Annotated in this window: 12 protein-coding genes; 1 reads left to right on the top strand and 11 read right to left on the bottom strand. The window is 66.2% G+C overall.

Features of this window, described 5'->3' with window-relative positions; all coding sequences use genetic code 11:
• Positions 1–9: 9 nt before the first annotated feature.
• From EJI00_RS06605 to EJI00_RS06570, 8 genes are all read right to left on the bottom strand, one after another.
• A complete protein-coding gene (locus EJI00_RS06605) occupies positions 10–762 on the bottom strand; it encodes a transporter substrate-binding domain-containing protein (RefSeq protein WP_126746674.1) in 753 nt (250 codons plus the stop codon).
• 57 nt (positions 763–819) lie between these two features.
• Positions 820–1551, bottom strand: coding sequence for an IclR family transcriptional regulator (locus EJI00_RS06600; RefSeq protein WP_126746673.1), 732 nt, complete (start codon positions 1549–1551; stop codon positions 820–822).
• 140 nt (positions 1552–1691) lie between these two features.
• A complete protein-coding gene (hutU, locus tag EJI00_RS06595) occupies positions 1692–3410 on the bottom strand; it encodes a urocanate hydratase (RefSeq protein WP_126746672.1) in 1719 nt (572 codons plus the stop codon).
• A gap of 24 nt (positions 3411–3434) precedes the next feature.
• Entirely contained in the window at positions 3435–4988 is a 1554-nt protein-coding gene (gene hutH, locus EJI00_RS06590) for a histidine ammonia-lyase (protein WP_126746671.1), read from the bottom strand.
• Between the two features lie 58 nt (positions 4989–5046).
• On the bottom strand, positions 5047–5784 hold the full coding sequence (gene hutC / locus EJI00_RS06585; protein ID WP_126746670.1) for a histidine utilization repressor: 738 nt from the start codon (positions 5782–5784) through the stop codon (positions 5047–5049).
• A gap of 349 nt (positions 5785–6133) precedes the next feature.
• Positions 6134–6925, bottom strand: coding sequence for an ABC transporter ATP-binding protein (locus EJI00_RS06580; RefSeq protein ID WP_409514006.1), 792 nt, complete (start codon positions 6923–6925; stop codon positions 6134–6136).
• Entirely contained in the window at positions 6925–7773 is an 849-nt protein-coding gene (locus tag EJI00_RS06575; RefSeq protein WP_126746669.1) for an ABC transporter permease, read from the bottom strand. Before EJI00_RS06575 ends, EJI00_RS06580 begins: the two co-directional genes overlap by 1 nt.
• A 33-nt stretch (positions 7774–7806) precedes the next feature.
• Complete coding sequence (locus tag EJI00_RS06570; RefSeq protein ID WP_126746668.1) at positions 7807–8775, bottom strand: ABC transporter substrate-binding protein; 969 nt, start codon at positions 8773–8775, stop codon at positions 7807–7809.
• 289 nt (positions 8776–9064) lie between these two features.
• Here EJI00_RS06570 and EJI00_RS06565 point away from each other — a divergent pair, with 289 nt between their 5' ends.
• Positions 9065–11047, top strand: coding sequence for a RecQ family ATP-dependent DNA helicase (locus EJI00_RS06565; RefSeq protein ID WP_126746667.1), 1983 nt, complete (start codon positions 9065–9067; stop codon positions 11045–11047).
• Between the two features lie 24 nt (positions 11048–11071).
• On the opposite strand, the gene EJI00_RS06560 is transcribed toward EJI00_RS06565, so the two are convergent.
• From EJI00_RS06560 to EJI00_RS06550, 3 genes are all read right to left on the bottom strand, one after another.
• Complete coding sequence (locus EJI00_RS06560; protein ID WP_126746666.1) at positions 11072–12262, bottom strand: nucleoside hydrolase; 1191 nt, start codon at positions 12260–12262, stop codon at positions 11072–11074.
• Positions 12263–12403: 141 nt separating this feature from the next.
• Positions 12404–14026, bottom strand: a complete 1623-nt coding sequence (locus EJI00_RS06555) for a S41 family peptidase (protein ID WP_126746665.1) — start codon at positions 14024–14026, stop codon at positions 12404–12406.
• A gap of 89 nt (positions 14027–14115) precedes the next feature.
• Positions 14116–16440 carry an ATP-binding protein gene (locus tag EJI00_RS06550; RefSeq protein WP_126746664.1) on the bottom strand — a complete coding sequence of 775 codons (2325 nt, stop codon included), beginning with the start codon at positions 16438–16440 and terminating at the stop codon, positions 14116–14118.
• Positions 16441–16553: the final 113 nt, after the last annotated feature.

The following is a 16553-nucleotide window of genomic DNA, read 5'->3' as shown; positions in this document are numbered from 1 at the left end:
CCGACCGGATTACTTGGCGCTGGCGCTGAACCACTTGGCGACGATCTGCGCATAGGTGCCATCGGCCTTGAGCTTCTCGATGGCGCCGTTCACAGCCTTGGTGAGCTCCGGCGTGTCCTTGCGGATGGCCATGCCGTATTCCTCGGTGGTGATCTGCTCGGGCAGCACCTTCAGGCCGCCGCGCGTGCGCACGTACTGGTAAGCGGCGGGCTTGCCGGTCACGGCCGCATCGGCGCGGCCGATGTCCACCAGGTTGAACATCTCCTGGTTCTTCTCGACTTCCATCAGCTGCACCTGCGGATACTTTTCCTTGGTGTAGGAGACCGACTTGGTGCCCACCTGCACGCTGACCTTCTTGCCGTTGATGTCGGCCGGCGTCTTGATGGCGGTGTTGCCGTCCTTCACCATCACCACCAGGCCGCCCGCGTAGTAGGGCACCGTGAAGTCGACCACCTTCTTGCGCTCGTCGGTGATGTAGATGGCCGACACGGCCATGTCGAAGCGCTTGGAGATGAGGCCCGGCACCAAGCCCTTGAAGTCGATGTCGATCCACTCGATCTTGCGGCCCAGCGTCTTGCCGATCGCTTCGACCAGCTCCACGTCGAAGCCCGTGCGCTTGCCGTTCTCGACGAACTCCATCGGCGGAAAGGTGGCATCGGTGGCCACGCGCAGCGGCTCGCCCTGGGCTTGCGCGGTGGCGGCAAAGCCGAAGAAGGCAAGGCTGGAGAGTGCGGCGGCAATGAGGGTGCGGCGGGTGTTCATGTGAAGGCTTCCGTGAGTTGAAAGAAAGAAACAAAAAAATTCGTGCAGCGTGACCGGCTACTGCAGCGCGCGAGAAATGCGCGCCGCCGTGACGACGGTCATGTGGAGCAATGCAGCTTCCATGCCCTCGACGCGCGTGAGCGGGGCCATGAGCGTGATCGCGCCGCGCAGGCGCCGGCCCGATGCAAGCACCGGTGCGCTCGCGCCCCACACGCCTGCGTCGACCTCGCCATGCGTCACGGCATGGCCGGCTTCGCGAATGGCGACGAGCTCTGCGGCGCGCTGTGCGCGGCGCTCCGGGCTTTCGCCGAATGCGTCGAGCAATGCATCGCGCCGGTCGGTCGGCATGTGGGCCAGCAGGCACTTGGCGCTGGCGCCGTCGCGCGCCGGCACGCTGCGGCCGCGGTCGAACGAACAGCGCAGCGACTGTTCGCTGTCGATCATCTCGAGGCATACCACGCGGTCGTTCACCGCCGTGATCAGCGCCACGCTTTCGCGGCTCTGCTGCGCGAGCGCCCGCATGTCGGCGCGCGCCGCCATCACGAGGTCGGAGTTGCCGTCGAAGCCGGTTGCAAGCTGCACGCTCACGGGGCCGGGCGAGTAGCGACCTTCGGCCTCCATGACGAAGCCCCAGCGCCGCAGCGTGGCGATCTGCCGGTACAGCGTGCTCTGCGACAGGCCGGTGGCCTGCATCAGCTCCGCGGCCGACATGGCCGCCTTGCTCTGCGCCAGCACCGACAGCACCAGCAGGGCTCGGTCGTTGTGGGCAGAAGCTTCGGGCGGCATCATCGGGAGCGGTCGCGAGAGGTCGAAAAGTGGGTGCGGCGTCAGTATCTTGTCCGCCGTTCCCACGTCCAAGCCTTGATTCCCACTGAGTGGGAATCGGCGCGTTTTTTCTTTCTACCTTCGTCTTACTGCTTCACTCCGAGTCAGCGCACCATCGGCAACTTGAGGCCTTGCTTCTTCGCGGTGGCCACCGCAATGTCGTAGCCCGCATCGGCATGGCGCATGACGCCGGTGGCCGGGTCGTTCCACAGCACGCGCTCGATGCGCTTGGCGGCGGCATCGGTGCCGTCGCACACGATGACCACGCCCGAGTGCTGCGAGTAGCCCATGCCCACGCCGCCGCCGTGGTGCAGGCTGACCCAGGTGGCACCGCCCGCGGTATTGAGCAGCGCGTTGAGCAGCGGCCAGTCGCTCACCGCGTCGGTGCCGTCCTTCATCGCTTCGGTCTCGCGGTTGGGGCTGGCCACGGAGCCGGTGTCCAGGTGGTCGCGGCCGATGACGATGGGCGCCTTGAGTTCGCCGTTCTTCACCATCTCGTTGAAGGCCAGGCCCGCGATGTGGCGCTCGCCCAGGCCCAGCCAGCAGATGCGCGCCGGCAGGCCCTGGAACGCGATGCGCTCGCGCGCCATGTCGAGCCAGCGGTGCGTGTGGGTGTTCTCGGGGAACAGCTCCTTGATCTTGGCGTCGGTCTTGTAGATGTCTTCGGGGTCGCCCGACAGCGCCACCCAGCGGAACGGGCCCTTGCCTTCGCAGAACAGCGGACGGATGTAGGCCGGCACGAAGCCCGGAAAGTCGAACGCGTTCTTCACGCCTTCGTCGAAGGCGACCTGGCGGATGTTGTTGCCGTAGTCGACCGTGGGAATGCCCATGGCCTGGAAGTCGAGCATGGCCTGCACATGCACGGCGCACGACTTCGCGGCGGCTTTCTTGAGCGCGTCGTGCTGCGAGGCGTCCTTCATCGCGGCCTGCCATTGCGGCACGGTCCAGCCCGAGGGCAGGTAGCCGTTGATGAGGTCGTGCGCCGAGGTCTGATCGGTCACGAGGTCGGGCCTGATGCCGCCGGCCTTGGCGCGCTTCACGAGCTCGGGCAACACGTCCGCCGCGTTGCCGAGCAGCGCGATCGACACGGCTTCCTTCGCATCGCAGTGCTGCTTGATGAGCTCGAGCGCATGGTCGATGTCGCGCGCCTGCTTGTCGACGTAACGCGTGCGCAGGCGAAAGTCGATGCTGGTCTGCTGGCACTCGATGTTGAGCGACACAGCGCCCGCCAGCGTGGCCGCGAGCGGCTGTGCGCCGCCCATGCCGCCAAGGCCGGCCGTGAGAATCCACTTGCCCGCAAGGCTGTTGTTGTAGTGCTGGCGGCCGGCTTCGACAAAGGTCTCGAAGGTGCCTTGCACGATGCCCTGGCTGCCGATGTAGATCCAGCTTCCCGCCGTCATCTGGCCGTACATGAAGAGGCCCTGGCGGTCGAGTTCGTTGAAGTGCTCCCAGTTCGCCCATTTGGGCACCAGGTTCGAATTGGCGAGCAGCACGCGCGGTGCGTTCTCGTGCGTCTTGAACACGCCCACCGGCTTGCCCGATTGAATGAGCAGCGTCTCGTCGTCGTTCAGTTCCTTCAGCGAGGCGAGGATCTGGTCGTAGCAGGCCCAGTTGCGCACTGCGCGGCCGATGCCGCCGTACACCACGAGATCTTGCGGACGTTCGGCCACCTCGGCGTCGAGGTTGTTCTGCAGCATGCGAAACGGGGCTTCGGTGAGCCAGCTCTTGCAGTTCAGCTCACTGCCCCGCGGTGCGCGGATCACCCGCGTGGGGTCATGGCGCGGGTCGGTGTTTTGCAGCGGGAGCTTTTCGGGTGCGTTCATGGCGAGGTTCTCCTTGATCGGTGTTCAGGCGTGGCTGGGCAGGATGTTCAAAAGCGCGGCGGGCAACTCAGCCTTCAGTGCCCACTGGCGCATGGCTTCGATGTCGGGTGCGAGGTAGCGGTCGGTTTCAAGAAACGCGACCTTCTGGCGGATGTTGGCGAATTCGGCTTCGACCAGGAGCGAGCTCTTGAGCCCCCGTTTGAGTTCGATGCCTTGCGCTGCGGCCATCGCTTCGATGCCGACGACCACCGCAGTGTTGTTGACCATGTCGCCGAGGCGCCGCGCCGCGAAGGTGGCCATGGACACATGGTCTTCCTGGTTGGCCGAAGTGGGCAGGCTGTCGACGCTGGCGGGATGCGCGAGCGACTTGTTCTCGGAAGCCAGCGCGGCCGCCGTGACCTGCGCAATCATGAAGCCGGAGTTGAGCCCGCCGTCGCGCACCAGGAACGGCGGCAGGCCCGAAAGACCGGTGTCGAGCAAGAGAGCGATGCGCCGCTCGGAAATGGCACCGACCTCACTGATGGCGAGCGCAATGATGTCGGCCGCAAAGGCGACCGGCTCGGCGTGGAAGTTGCCGCCCGAGATCACTTCGCCGGTATCGGTAAAGACCAGCGGGTTGTCCGATGCGGCATTGGCCTCGATCACCAGCACGCGCGCGGCATGCGCGAGGTTGTCGAGGCAGGCGCCCATGACCTGCGGAATGCATCGCACCGAGTATGGGTCTTGCACGCGGCCGCAGTCGGCGTGCGACGGCACGATCTCGCTGCCCTCGAGCAGCGCGCGCACCGCGCCCGCCACCGCAATCTGCCCCGGCTGGCCGCGCGCGGCGTGAATGCGCGCATCGAAGGGCTTGATCGAACCCTGGATGGCCTCGAGCGAGAGCGCACCCGACATCAACGCCGAGGCGAACACGTCTTCAGCGCCGAACAGTCCGGCCAGCGCGAGCGCGGTCGACACCTGCGTGCCGTTGAGCAGCGCCAGGCCTTCCTTGGGGCCGAGCACGAAGGGCTCGAGTCCGACGAGGCGCATGGCCTCGGCACCGCTGACCACGGAACCGTCGTCCGTCGTCGCCTCGCCCTCGCCGATCAGCACGCAGGCCATGTGCGCGAGCGGCGCAAGGTCGCCCGATGCGCCAACCGAGCCTTTGCACGGAATGCGCGGCATGACGCCTGCATTGAACAGCGCCAGCAACGCATCGACCAGCGCGGGCCGCACGCCCGAATGGCCACGCGCCAGGCTCACCGCCTTGGTGGCCAGCACCATGCGCACGACAGGCGCGGCCAGCGGCTCGCCGGTACCCACGCTGTGCGAGAGCACGAGGTTGCGCTGCAGGTCGGCCAGGTGGTCGTTGCCGATGCGCGTGCTCGCGAGCTTGCCGAAACCGGTGTTGATGCCGTAGACCACCTGGTCGTTCTCGACGATGTGCCGCACCGCCGCTTGGGCGCGCGCCATGCCGTCCTGCACCGACGGATCAAGCGCCAGCCGCACGCCGCCGGCCTGGATGCGTCGCAGCATGGCGAGGTCCACCTTGCCGGGCGTGAGGGTCAGGGTGGCGGGGGTGTGATTGTTTGTTGGCATATGAACCTGTCTATACAAGTGGTTGCGAGAGAAGACCTGCGGTTTTCGCGACGAAAAATCAGCCGAAGCTTGGGTTGCCGTCGGCTTTGAAGCGGCTGCCCAGGCTGTAGCGCGACGCGGGATGCAGGCAGCGCACCCAGGTGACGGGCGTGTTGCGCGTCCAGGTGCGGCGCGTGAGCAGCAGGCAGGGGTCGGTGGGTTCCATCGCGAGCCGGCTTGCCTGTTCGGCGGTGGGCAGCACGGCATCGACGACGTGCTCGATCTGGTCGAAAGGCACATTGCGAACCAGGTATTCGCTGGGCGCAACGGCGGCAAAGTCTTGCTCGAGGTAGTCGGGCACGACCAGCGGATTGACGTACCGTTCTTCGAGCTGCACCGGCGTGTCGTTCTCCATGTGCAGGCAGACGCTGTGGAACACCGAGGTGCCCGCGCGCATGTCGAGCCAGGCCGCCACGTCGGGAGAGGCGGCAATGCGTTCGACGGCCAGCATCTCGCAGCGGTAGTCATGGCCTCGCTGGCGGATTTCGCTTGCGATGTTGGCGATCTGCAGCAACGTGGACTGGGGCTTGTTCTCGGCCACGAAGCTGCCGACACCGGCCATGCGCACGATGCGGCCCTGTTCCATCAACTCGCGCAATGCGCGGTTCACGGTCATGCGCGAGATGCCGAACTGTGCGACCAATTCGCTTTCGGAGGGCAGGCGGTGACCGGCGGGCCAGGTGCCGTCCTGGATCTTGCGGGAGATGTGATCCTTGACTTGCGCATAGAGCGCGAGGGAGGGGAGGTCGCGCTTCATGTCGGCACTCCAACCACGCTGTTGTTCAGGGCGCTGTTTTTGGCGCTGTTGTTCAGGGCGTGTGCACAGGCCACCGGGTACTCCCCTCCGCGAATGTCCCCCGGGCTTCGCCCTCCTCCTTTATTTCGCTGCGCGGAGCACCCGATGCCCTGTGCACTGGGGCACGCTGCTGGTGTGCGGCCGATCAACGACCACTGCTCATAACGCGCCCGTCGATGGGGTGCCTTGCGCAGCGAAATAAAGGAGGAGGCCGTAGGCCGGGGGACATTCGCGGAGAAAGGTACCCCGTCGGCGGGTGCGCGCCCCGAACGATCCTCAGCACGACGAACAAGAGCGCACCGCTTCATTCCTAGTGCTCCGCAGCCGCCATCGACTCCGCGCGAATCTCTTCGGTCAACCGCGCCTTGATTTCCATGAACTCGGGCGAGGTCTTGATCGTGTAGTGGCGCGGATGCGGAAAGTCGACCGCGATCTCCGTCTTGATTCGGCCCGGCCGCGCGCTGAACACCGCCACGCGGTTGGCCATGAAGATGGCTTCGTCGATGTCGTGCGTGACGAACAGCACCGTCTTCTGCGCCGACTCCCAGATGCCCAGCAACAGCTCCTGCATCAGCACGCGCGTCTGGTTGTCGAGCGCACCGAAGGGCTCGTCCAGCAGCAGCATCTTAGGATCGTTGGCGAGCGCGCGCGCAATGGCGGTGCGCTGCTGCATGCCGCCCGAGAGCTGCTTGGGAAAGTGGTTCTCGAAGCCGCGCAGCCCCACCTTGGCGATGAAGAACTCGCTGCGTTCCTTCTGGTCGGCCTCGCTCATGCCGCGCTCGCGCAGGCCGAAGCGGATGTTCTGCGCCACCGTGAGCCACGGAAAGAGCGTGTAGCTCTGGAACACCACGCCGCGGTCGGCGCCGGGGCCTTCGATGCGCTCGCCATCGAGCAGCACCTGGCCAGTGGTCGGAAAGTCGAGCCCCGCCACGATGCGCAGCAGGGTCGACTTGCCGCAGCCCGAGGGGCCGAGGATGGTGACGAAGTCGTTCTCCTTCACCTCGAAGTCGATCGGCAGCAGCGCCTGCGTGCTCTGGCCCTTGGTGCCCGTGAAGACGCGCGACACGCCCTGGATGGAGAGTTGGTTGTTGTTCGTCATCATCACAGTGCTGCCCAGGCGAACATGCGGCGGTTGAGCGCCTTGAATGCGAAGTCGGACACCAGCCCGATGACGCCGATCACGATGATCCCGAAGATGATCTGCCCCGTGTTCAGCAAGGCCTGGCTGTCGGTGATCATGTGGCCGATGCCTGACGAAGAGCCGATGAGTTCGGCCACGATCACGTAGGTCCAGGCCCAGCCCAGCACCAGGCGCAGGGTTTCGGCAATGCCGGGTGCGGCACCGGGAATGAGCACCCGCGCGACGATGCCGCGGCTCTTGGCGCCCAGCGTGTAGGCGGCCTCAACCAGGTCGCGCCGTGCACCGCCGACGGTGACCGCAACCATCAGCGTGATCTGGAACACCGAGCCGATGAAGATGACCAGCAGCTTCTGCGCCTCGCCGATGCCCGCCCAAAGGATCAAGAGCGGAATGAAGGCCGAGGCCGGCAGGTAGCGGCAGAACGAGACAAAAGGCTCGAAGAAGGCCTCCACGCCTTTCCACGTGCCCATGGCAATGCCCAGCGGCACCGCGACGATGGTCGCCAGCACAAAGCCGCCGAACACGCGCCACACCGTCATGCCGATGTCGTGGATGAAGTTGTATTCGGTGAAGAGCAGCACGCCCTCTTTCACCATGGTGACGGGGCTCGCCAGGAAGGTCGGCGACACGAAGCCGCCGAGCGTGAAGAAGGCCCACACCGCCACGAACAGCACGAAGAAGCCGAGCCCCAGCAGCCAGCGTGCGCGCGCGCCCACGGGTTCGAGCGGCGCCAGCGAGCGCCTGCGGCGGGGTGCCGCCGGCGCCGCCGCCAGCCGGGCGGGAACCGCCACCGGCTCGGATGAATTCATGACAGGCGTCGCTTCCATGCTGCTCGCTCGCTCTTACTTGATGAAGCTGGTGTCGAAGGTGGCGGCCAGGTCGTCGGGCGCCTTGCGGATGACGCCTGCCTCCAGCAGGATGGCCTGTGCGTCCTTCATGAAGGGCGTGATCTCGCTCGCAAAGAACTTCTGGTTGGCCGCCTTGTCCGACCAGCGCAGGTAGGCCGACGACTTGGCGAACTGCTCGCCGGTCTGCTTGACGGCCGCGCCCATGATCTCGTTCGACTTGGCCGGATCGGCCTTGATCATCTCGATCGCTTCGAAGTATGAGTTGGTGAGCGCCTGCGCGGCCTTGGCGTTGGCCTTGAGCCACGTGGGCGCGCAGCCGACGGTGTCCATCACCATCGGGTAGTCGAGCGTGGTGGCCAGGATCTTGCCGGCGGCGGGGTTGGCGCGTACGGTCGAGAGGTAGGGCTCGTAGGTCATGGCGGCATCGTTCTGGCCGGCCACGAAGGCCTGCGCCGCGGGCTGCGGCTCGAGCGAGACGAGCTTCACGTCCTTCATGGTCATGCCGTTCTTGTTGAGCATCCAGGCCAGGCCGAAGTACGGCGCGGTGCCCGGGGCGCTCACGCCGATGGCCTTGCCCTTGAGGTCGGCAAAGCCCTTGACGTCGTTGCGCACGGCCAGGCCGTCGGCGCCGTAGGACTTGTCCATCTGGAAGATCTGCACGATGGGCACGCCGTTGGCGTTCCACGCCACGTGGGTTTCGACCGTGGTGGCCGCGCACTGGATGGAGCCCGAGGCCAGCGCCAGGTGGCGGTCTTTCTGCGGGATCATCTTGAGCTCGACGTCCAGCCCGTTCTTCTTGAAGATGCCGGCCTTGTCGGCCAGCGTGAGCGGTGCAAAGCCGGTCCAGCCCGACATGCCGAGCACGATCTTGGTTTCCTGCGCGGCGGCCGTTCCGGCCATGCCCGCTGCACATGCGCCTGCTGCCAGCAGGGAAGCGACTTTCACAATTACCGTCTTGACCATGGGTACTCCTGGTTCTGTTCTCTGAAAAGGCTCGGCGATACGCCCCTGATAGCGGGATACGCGCGCCTCGCATTGTTGCCAAGCGCCCCAACTTGTATATACAGGATAACCCGGGAGAGCCGTTTCGGTACATTTCTTCAGGAAAATGCACCAGATTGCTGTCTATACAGGAGGGCGGCGGGACGGGTTTTGCGATTGCAAACCTCGTGCCACGGTCAGGTCGATGCCGCTGGGGGACAATCCGGGGTCGCTCCCTTTTTCCCGGTTCCCGCCCTTCGCCCCCTGCCTCGTGTCCTCGCTCGCTCCCCTCCCCCTCGACGCTCCCGGCAGCAGCAGCGCACCCGCCGACATCCTTCACGAAGTCTTCGGCTACTCGCAGTTCCGCGGGCCGCAGCAGGACATCGTCGAGCACGTGGTGGGCGGCGGCGATGCGCTGGTGCTGATGCCCACGGGCGGCGGCAAATCGCTCTGCTACCAGATCCCGGCCATTGCGCGGCAGCGCGCGGGGCGCGGCGTTTCGGTGGTGGTGTCGCCGCTGATCGCGCTGATGCACGACCAGGTCGGCGCGCTGCACGAGGCCGGCGTGAACGCGGCGTTTCTCAATTCCACGCTCGACTGGGAACAGACGCAGGATGTGGAGCGCCGCATGCTGCGCGGCGAGATCACGCTGCTGTATGCGGCGCCCGAGCGCGTGAACACGCCGCGCTTTCTCTCGCAGCTCGACTCGCTGAAGGAGCGCGGCAAGCTCTCGCTGTTCGCGATCGACGAGGCGCATTGCGTGAGCCAGTGGGGCCACGACTTCCGGCCCGAATACCGGGCGCTCACGGTGCTGCACGAACGCTACCCGGGCGTGCCGCGCATTGCGCTCACGGCCACGGCCGACGCACTCACGCGCGCCGACATCGTCGAGCGGCTGCAGCTGGAGGAGGCGCGGCAGTTCGTCTCCAGCTTCGACCGGCCGAACATCCGCTACACCATCGTCGAGAAGAAGGACGCGACCACGCAGCTGCTGCGCTTCATCGAGCGCGAGCACGAAGGCGATGCGGGCGTGGTCTATTGCCAGTCGCGCAAGCGCGTGGAAGACGTGGCCGTGACGCTGCAGGGCGCGGGCATCAACGCGCTGCCCTATCACGCGGGGCTGGACGCCGCGGTGCGCCAGAAGCACCAGGACCGGTTCTTGCGCGAGGAAGGCATCGTGATGGTGGCGACCATCGCCTTCGGGATGGGCATCGACAAGCCCGACGTGCGCTTTGTCGGCCACCTCGACATGCCCAAGAACATCGAGGGCTACTACCAGGAAACCGGCCGCGCGGGCCGCGACGGCGCGCCGGCCGATGCGTGGATGGCCTATGGCCTGCAAGACGTGGTGAACCAGCGCCGCATGATCGATGAAAGCCCGGCCGGCGAAGAGTTCAAGCAGGTGATGCGCGGCAAGCTCGATGCGCTGCTGTCGCTGGCCGAGGCAAGCGACTGCCGTCGCGTGCGGCTCCTGGGCTACTTCGGCGAGACCTATGTGCGCGCCTCGGCCGACGCCGGGCCGCCCCAAGGCGGCCGCGGCCCCCTCGGGGGGCAGCGAGGACACGAAGTGCCGAGCGTGGGGGCCACATGTGGCAACTGCGACAACTGCCTGAACCCGCCACAGGTGTGGGACGGCACCGATGCGGCGCGCAAGCTGCTCTCCACCATCTACCGCGTGCAGAAACTGAGCGGCATCAGCTTTGGTGCGGGCCACATCATGGACATCCTGCGCGGCAAGGAGACCGAGAAGGTCAAGCAGTTCGGGCATGAGCGCATCAGCACCTTCGGGCTGGGCGCGGAGTTCAGCGAAGTGCAGTTGCGCGGCGTGCTGCGGCAGCTGATTGCCACGGGCGCGCTGGCCGTCGATGCAGAAGCGTTCAACACGCTGAAGCTCACCGAAGGATCGCGCCCGGTGCTCAAGGGCGAAGCGAACGTGACGCTGCGCGAATCGATCTCGTCGCCCGCGGAGCGCAAGCCGCGCCGCGAGAAGGTGGCCAAGGGCGCGCCGTCACCGGCGGCCGCCAAGCTCGACGACACCGGCAAGAAGCGCTTCGAGGCGCTCAAGGCCTGGCGCGCGGAAGTGGCGCGCGAGCACAACCTGCCGGCCTACGTGATCTTTCATGACGCCACGCTCGCGGCCATTGCCGAACGCGCACCCGCCACGCTCGAAGACCTGCAGGGCATCAGCGGCATCGGCACCAAGAAGCTCGAGGCCTACGGCAGCGAGGTGCTGCGCGTCGCCTCGGCTTTCTAGGCTCGTCCGCCGCGCGCGTATCGGTCAGCTGGCCGGCGGCAGCGTGATCGGCACGGGCCGCGTGAGCAGGTCGACGTAGAGCTCGAAAAAGCGCGCGTTGTCGAACTTCTTCACCACGGTCATCTTCTGCAGCGTGGGCCCTGCGGGCTGCGCGCTGTAGCCGATGGAGCGGCCGTTTTCGGCGGCGCCGGGCTGGGCGACCACGTCGACATAGCGCTCCACCGTTTGCGTGGCGTAGCTCGGGTCGATGAGGTAGGCGAGCGTGAGCGTGTCCCAGATGTTCTGCGTGTAGCTGGGGTTGTTCTCGAAGCCGTTGGTGCCGCTGAAACCGTAGCCGTTGAGCTGCCTGAACACCTCGGTCACGGGCGTGGGCCTGGCGGTGTGGGCAATGCGGTCGTAGATGGGCTTGGTGAGAAATACGGTGTCGGTCACATCGAGCGGCACCACCACCTGTGGAATCGGCAGGCGCACCACGAACTGCGCGGCCTCGGGGTCGAACCACCAGTTGAACTCGGCAAACTTGGTGGTGTTGCCCGCCACGTCGATGGCGCCGCCCATGTAGATGATCTTCTTGATGAGCGGCACGATTTCGGGGTTCTGCTTGACCGCGAGTGCAATGTTGGTGAGCGGGCCAATGGCAAGGATGGTGATCTCGTTGGGATTGGCCTTCACGGTATCGACGATGAAGTCGACCGCGCTCTTGCGCTGCAGCACGGTGCGGGTCGCAAATCCGTCGGGCGAGGGCTTCAGGTCGGCATCGGTCTTGGGCTCGGGGCCGCTCCATGCGCCCAGGTAGCCGTCGCCCCCGGCGCCAGCAGCCATTTCGGCTTCGATGGTCGCGTAGTCGTGGTTGAACGCGTAGTTCGCGCCGGCATAAACGCCGATGCGGTCGCCCACGCCCAGGCGCTCGACCGACATCAGCGCATCGGCCACGCCCTGCTTGAGCCACTGGTTGCCCGAGACCACGCTGATGCCCATGACCTGCACCTTGCCCGAGGCCTGGAGCTGGGCGGCCATGACGCCGAGCTGGCCGTCGTCGCTCATGGTGTTGTAGTCGCTGTCGATGATGATCTTCTGCGCGGGAGGCGGGGCCGCGCCGTACCCCGGGGCGAGCCCGATGCCGCCGTTGTTGTCACCGCCGCCGCCGCAGGCCGACAGCACCGTGGCAAGCAGGGCCGCGGCCATCCATTTACGTCGCTGAATCCGAATCTTCATCCCGGCTCCTTTGAGTTGGTATTGCCATGTAGAACTAAATGCCAAACGATTGCGCAAACGTTTGCTTGAACTCTAATAGGCGAGCCGAAAGAGCGGTAAAGGGGATGGTTTCAAGCAGTAACCGCGAGGGCGAGAGGCCGCTCAGCTCGGGGCCGGCGCGGCACCGAGCAGGCGGATTTCGCGCAGCGGCGTGCGCTGAAGCAGGTAGGGTTGCTCGGCGGCGGCTTCGGACTTCTCGAGCCCCGGCAGGGTCTTGGTCGAAGCCGATGCGGGGCATGCGCCGCCATTGCGCATCGCCAGCGCGGCGGCCAGCCGAGCCTCCGTCGGGTCGCCGAGTGCGTGGTCGAAATCGTCGGCCACGGTGCAACTGGGCGCGAAGCCATCGCCGTAGTCGCCGAAGTTCTTGGCGTTGACGCCCTGGAATTGGATGGCGAAGTAGCTCGTGCCGCAGTTGTCCTGCGGAGAAAAGCCGTAGGGCTTGCCGCAGGTGGCGCCGCCGACGAGGTTGACCTGGACCTCCACCCCGCGCAGGCTGTTGATGACCGACTCGCTCGCCGAGCAGGTGTCGGGGCCGACGAGCACCGTCACCTGCGAAAGGCCGAGCCTGGGGAGCTCGGCGCCCGAGCGGCTCCTGGCGTGGAAAGGAATGACCGTTTGTGCCGGGGTCAGGCGGAACGGGTTCTTGTCGTTGAAGACAAGGCGCTCGAAGGTCTTGCCCGAGGTGGCGGTGGGCGAAGACACCATGGTGGCGAGCCGGCTCGCGATGTTGAGCTGGCCGCCGCCGTTGTAGCGCATGTCGAGCACCAGGTCTTGCACGCCGTCCTGCTTGAGCTGGTTCACGGCGTCGATGAGCTGCGCCTCCGAGGTCGTGATGTGGTCGTTGAAGAGCAGGTAGCCCACGCGGCCGCTGCCGGTGTCGATGGTTTTCACGTTCTGCACCGGCGTGCGCGTGATGCTCGCGGCAGTCAGTGTCACGGTGCGGGTCGCGGTGCCTTCCTGCAGCTTGAAGGTATGCGATTCGCCGACGGTGGTGGGCGAGATGCCGCGGTTGATGACGGTGGTGCTGGTGCCTTCGATGACGTCGACGCCGTCGACCTCGAGCACCTTCGCACCGCGCGCAATGCCTGCACCGGCCGCGGGCGAGCCGGGCTCGGTGAACGCAATGCGCAGGTCGCGCGGCCGCGAATTGCGCACGAACGCGAACTCCATGCCGTAGCCCGGTGCCACGCCGGCCTCCGAGAGCTGCCGGTAGCGTTCGGTGTCGTACACGTAGTGAAAGCGGTCCTTCGCGCGGCCCGAGGCTGTGAGGGCCGGGCTCTTGAGCACGCTGAAGTAGGCAACCGGCGTGGCGTAGTCGGCGGCCTTGAGGTTGGTCGGCACCTCGCCGTACCAAAGATAGGTTTCGTCGATCCAGCCGCGCACCCAGCGCTTTTCATCGGTGAGCGTGCCGGCCTTGTCGGGGTAGGCGGTGCCGGTCTCGGGGTTGGTGCCCGTGCGCGGCGCGGCGCACAGGCCGGCCACGGTGGACGAGGCAACGATGGTGTCGTCATTGCCGCCACTGGCTGGGGGCGTGGTGGTGGGCGGCGTGGTGGTGGGCGGCGTGGTGGTGGGCGGCAGGAAGATCGGCAGCCCGCCGCCGCCCCCTCCTCCTCCACCGCCGCCTCCACAACCGGCCAGAACGAAGGCGGCGAAGGCCAGCGCGAATGCGGCGTGCGCGCGGGCGGTGGCGCGCGGCTCCCGCGCGTTCGCTTCGAGTGAATTCATCGAGCCCCTCCTCGTGTCCGCTGCCGCGGACGGTATTTCTTGTTTGCCGCTTTTTGATGGTTGTGTTCTGCGGCGTGTTCTGCAACGGTCTACTGCACAAAACCGATGCCGCGCGATTCGCGCACCTCGGGCTTGATGCGGTGCTCGGCCTCGAGCTGGTCCAGGAATTCGGCGGCCGAGAAATCGACCGCCAGAATATCCGTCTGCCGTTTCACGGCCGCGAAATCGCCTGGGCACAGCTGCCTCATTTGCGCCAGGCGCGCCTTGATTTCTCCGGTGAGCAATGCCGCATCGCCGGCCAGTGCCTCGGCAATGAACATGCGCTCGCGCTGCGCGGCGGTGAGCGGCATGAACTTGATCTTGAACGTGAAGCGCCTGAGCGCCGCCTGGTCGAGCCGGTCGAGCAGGTTGGTGGTGCAGATGAAGACGCCGTTGAAGCGCTCCATGCCCTGCAGCATCTCGTTGACTTCGGTCACTTCATAGGTGCGCTGTGCGCCGCGCCGGTCCTGCAGAAAGCTGTCGGCCTCGTCGAGCAGCAGCACGGCTTTTTCGGCCTCCGCTTCCTTGAACATGGCGGCCATGTTCTGCTCGGTTTCGCCGACATACTTGCTCATGAGGTCGCTGGCCTGTTTGATGATGAGCGGCCGGCCGACGGCCTTGGCAATGTGCTCGGCCAGTGCGGTCTTGCCTGTGCCGGGTGCGCCGTAGAAGCACAGCGTGCCGTGCCCGCGCGCCTTGATGGCGGCCACGATGCGCGGAATTTCGAAACGGGTCTCGACATTGAGCATGTCGAGGTCGTAGGTGGTCACGCTGCGCCGCTCTCCCAGCCCGGTGTCGAGCGTGCCGAGCGCGAGGTCGGCATTCTTGAGCTGCCGCTCGATCAGCGCCTCCATCGACGTGCCGTCGGTCTGAGCCAGCCCTGCAAAGCGCACCGCGGTACGGATCTGCGCGGGCGTGAGGCCCTTGCGCTCGGCCAGCTTGGCGGTAAAGGCCTCCGACACCACGATGCCTTCGAGCGTTTTCTTGATCAGCTGCTCACGCGCGCCGGGCGGCGGCGACTTGAGTTCGAGGTGATACGCGAAGCGGCGCCGGAATGCCGGGTCGATCTGCTCGATGCGGTTGGTCACCCACAGCGTGGGCACCGGGTTGGCTTCGAGTATCTGGTTGACCCATGCCTTGCCGCTCACGCTGCCGCTGGTGGGCGCCGGAACCTGCTCGGCGCGAGCCATGAACTGCGCGGCTTCGGTGCTGATGGGTGGAAACACGTCTTCGACTTCGTCGAACAGCAGCGCGGCCTGCGCGCTGCCCTTGAGGAACACTTGCGCAATCTGCAGTGAACGGTAGCGGTCGCGGCCACTCAGCGAGTTGCCGTCGCGGTCGGCGTATTCGACCTCGAACAGTTCGAGCCCCGCCGCTTGCGCCACCACCTTGGCGAGCTCGGTCTTGCCGGTGCCGGGCGGCCCGTAGAGCAGCACGTTGACGCCGGGCTCCTTGCGCGCCACTGCGGCCCGCAGCAGCGTGACGAGCATTTGCGCGTCTTCCTCGACAAAGGAAAAGTCGTGCGTGGTGAGCGCGCTCTTGGCGGAAGGCCGCGTGAACACGGCCATGAGCTCATTGTGGTCGCGGTACTCGCGCATCAGCACCGGCGGCAGCTTTTCGCTGACCTTCATGAGGTCGGCCAGGTCGGTGATGTTGTGTTCGGAAATCAGGTTTTCGACCAGGCCGATGCGCTCGAGCCGCGAGCCTGCGCGCAATGCCTCGCCCACCTCGCTCGCATTGACGCCCGCAATGTCGGCAATGGCCGCATAGGCTTCGGGCGCGTTGTTGACCTTGAACTCCACCAGCAGCGAACGCAGGTCGCGCTGGTAGCGCGCGAGCGTGCCGTAGAGCAGCAGCGCGCGCTCGGCCTTGTTGAGCTGCAGCAGGCCCGCGAGCGCATCGATGTTCTTTTCGACCAGCGTCGATTGCTTGCGCAGCGCGTGCGTGAGCCAGTCGCGCGTGACGGCCAGCACCGAGAGCAGGTCCTTGGGATGGTCCTTGGCGTACTCGTCGAGGTAGAAGAACAGCGTGCCTTCTTCATAGGGGCCGCGCCACACGCCATGCCGCTCGAGCAGCGTGCGGCCGTCGAAATCTTCCACGCCTTTCCAGGCTTCGTTGCCGGCGCAGCGCCGGCCGAGGAATTCGCGCAGCCGCTGCAGCACCGCAACGGGCCACACCAGATGCCGGCCGGTGAGCGACAGCAGGCCGTTGATGTCGCGGCGCACGTTGAAGCGCGGCCCCTGCTTGGCGGCGAGCGTGAGCACGAAGTGCGAGCACATGAGCTCGAGCACCGGCGCGCCCTTGAGCCCGGGCGACGGCAATGCCTGCCCGCGTACCGCAGCAGCCACGACATCGACACCCGCACGCTTGACCATCGGACAACCTCCAGACGAGGAACTTCTTGGAGCGACCATAACGCAGACTTTTAGCTTGGGGAAGACGCCGGAACGGTAAAAACCCTGATGGTGCGATTCCAGCCACAATGCCC

Source organism: Variovorax sp. DXTD-1 (assembly GCF_003984625.1).
In the GTDB taxonomy this organism is placed as follows: Bacteria; Pseudomonadota; Gammaproteobacteria; order Burkholderiales; family Burkholderiaceae_C; genus Variovorax.
Note: the sequence above shows the minus strand (reverse complement) of the source record. Positions and strands in the feature narration are given on the sequence as shown.

Coding starts and splice junctions, on each gene's coding strand:
- EJI00_RS06605 (WP_126746674.1), bottom strand. CDS start 762: ATGAACACCCGCCGCACCCTCATTGCCGCCGCACTCTCCAGCCTTGCC.
- EJI00_RS06600 (WP_126746673.1), bottom strand. CDS start 1,551: ATGATGCCGCCCGAAGCTTCTGCCCACAACGACCGAGCCCTGCTGGTG.
- hutU (WP_126746672.1), bottom strand. CDS start 3,410: ATGAACGCACCCGAAAAGCTCCCGCTGCAAAACACCGACCCGCGCCAT.
- hutH (WP_126746671.1), bottom strand. CDS start 4,988: ATGCCAACAAACAATCACACCCCCGCCACCCTGACCCTCACGCCCGGC.
- hutC (WP_126746670.1), bottom strand. CDS start 5,784: ATGAAGCGCGACCTCCCCTCCCTCGCGCTCTATGCGCAAGTCAAGGAT.
- EJI00_RS06580 (WP_409514006.1), bottom strand. CDS start 6,925: ATGATGACGAACAACAACCAACTCTCCATCCAGGGCGTGTCGCGCGTC.
- EJI00_RS06575 (WP_126746669.1), bottom strand. CDS start 7,773: ATGAATTCATCCGAGCCGGTGGCGGTTCCCGCCCGGCTGGCGGCGGCG.
- EJI00_RS06570 (WP_126746668.1), bottom strand. CDS start 8,775: ATGGTCAAGACGGTAATTGTGAAAGTCGCTTCCCTGCTGGCAGCAGGC.
- EJI00_RS06560 (WP_126746666.1), bottom strand. CDS start 12,262: ATGAAGATTCGGATTCAGCGACGTAAATGGATGGCCGCGGCCCTGCTT.
- EJI00_RS06555 (WP_126746665.1), bottom strand. CDS start 14,026: ATGAATTCACTCGAAGCGAACGCGCGGGAGCCGCGCGCCACCGCCCGC.
- EJI00_RS06550 (WP_126746664.1), bottom strand. CDS start 16,440: ATGGTCAAGCGTGCGGGTGTCGATGTCGTGGCTGCTGCGGTACGCGGG.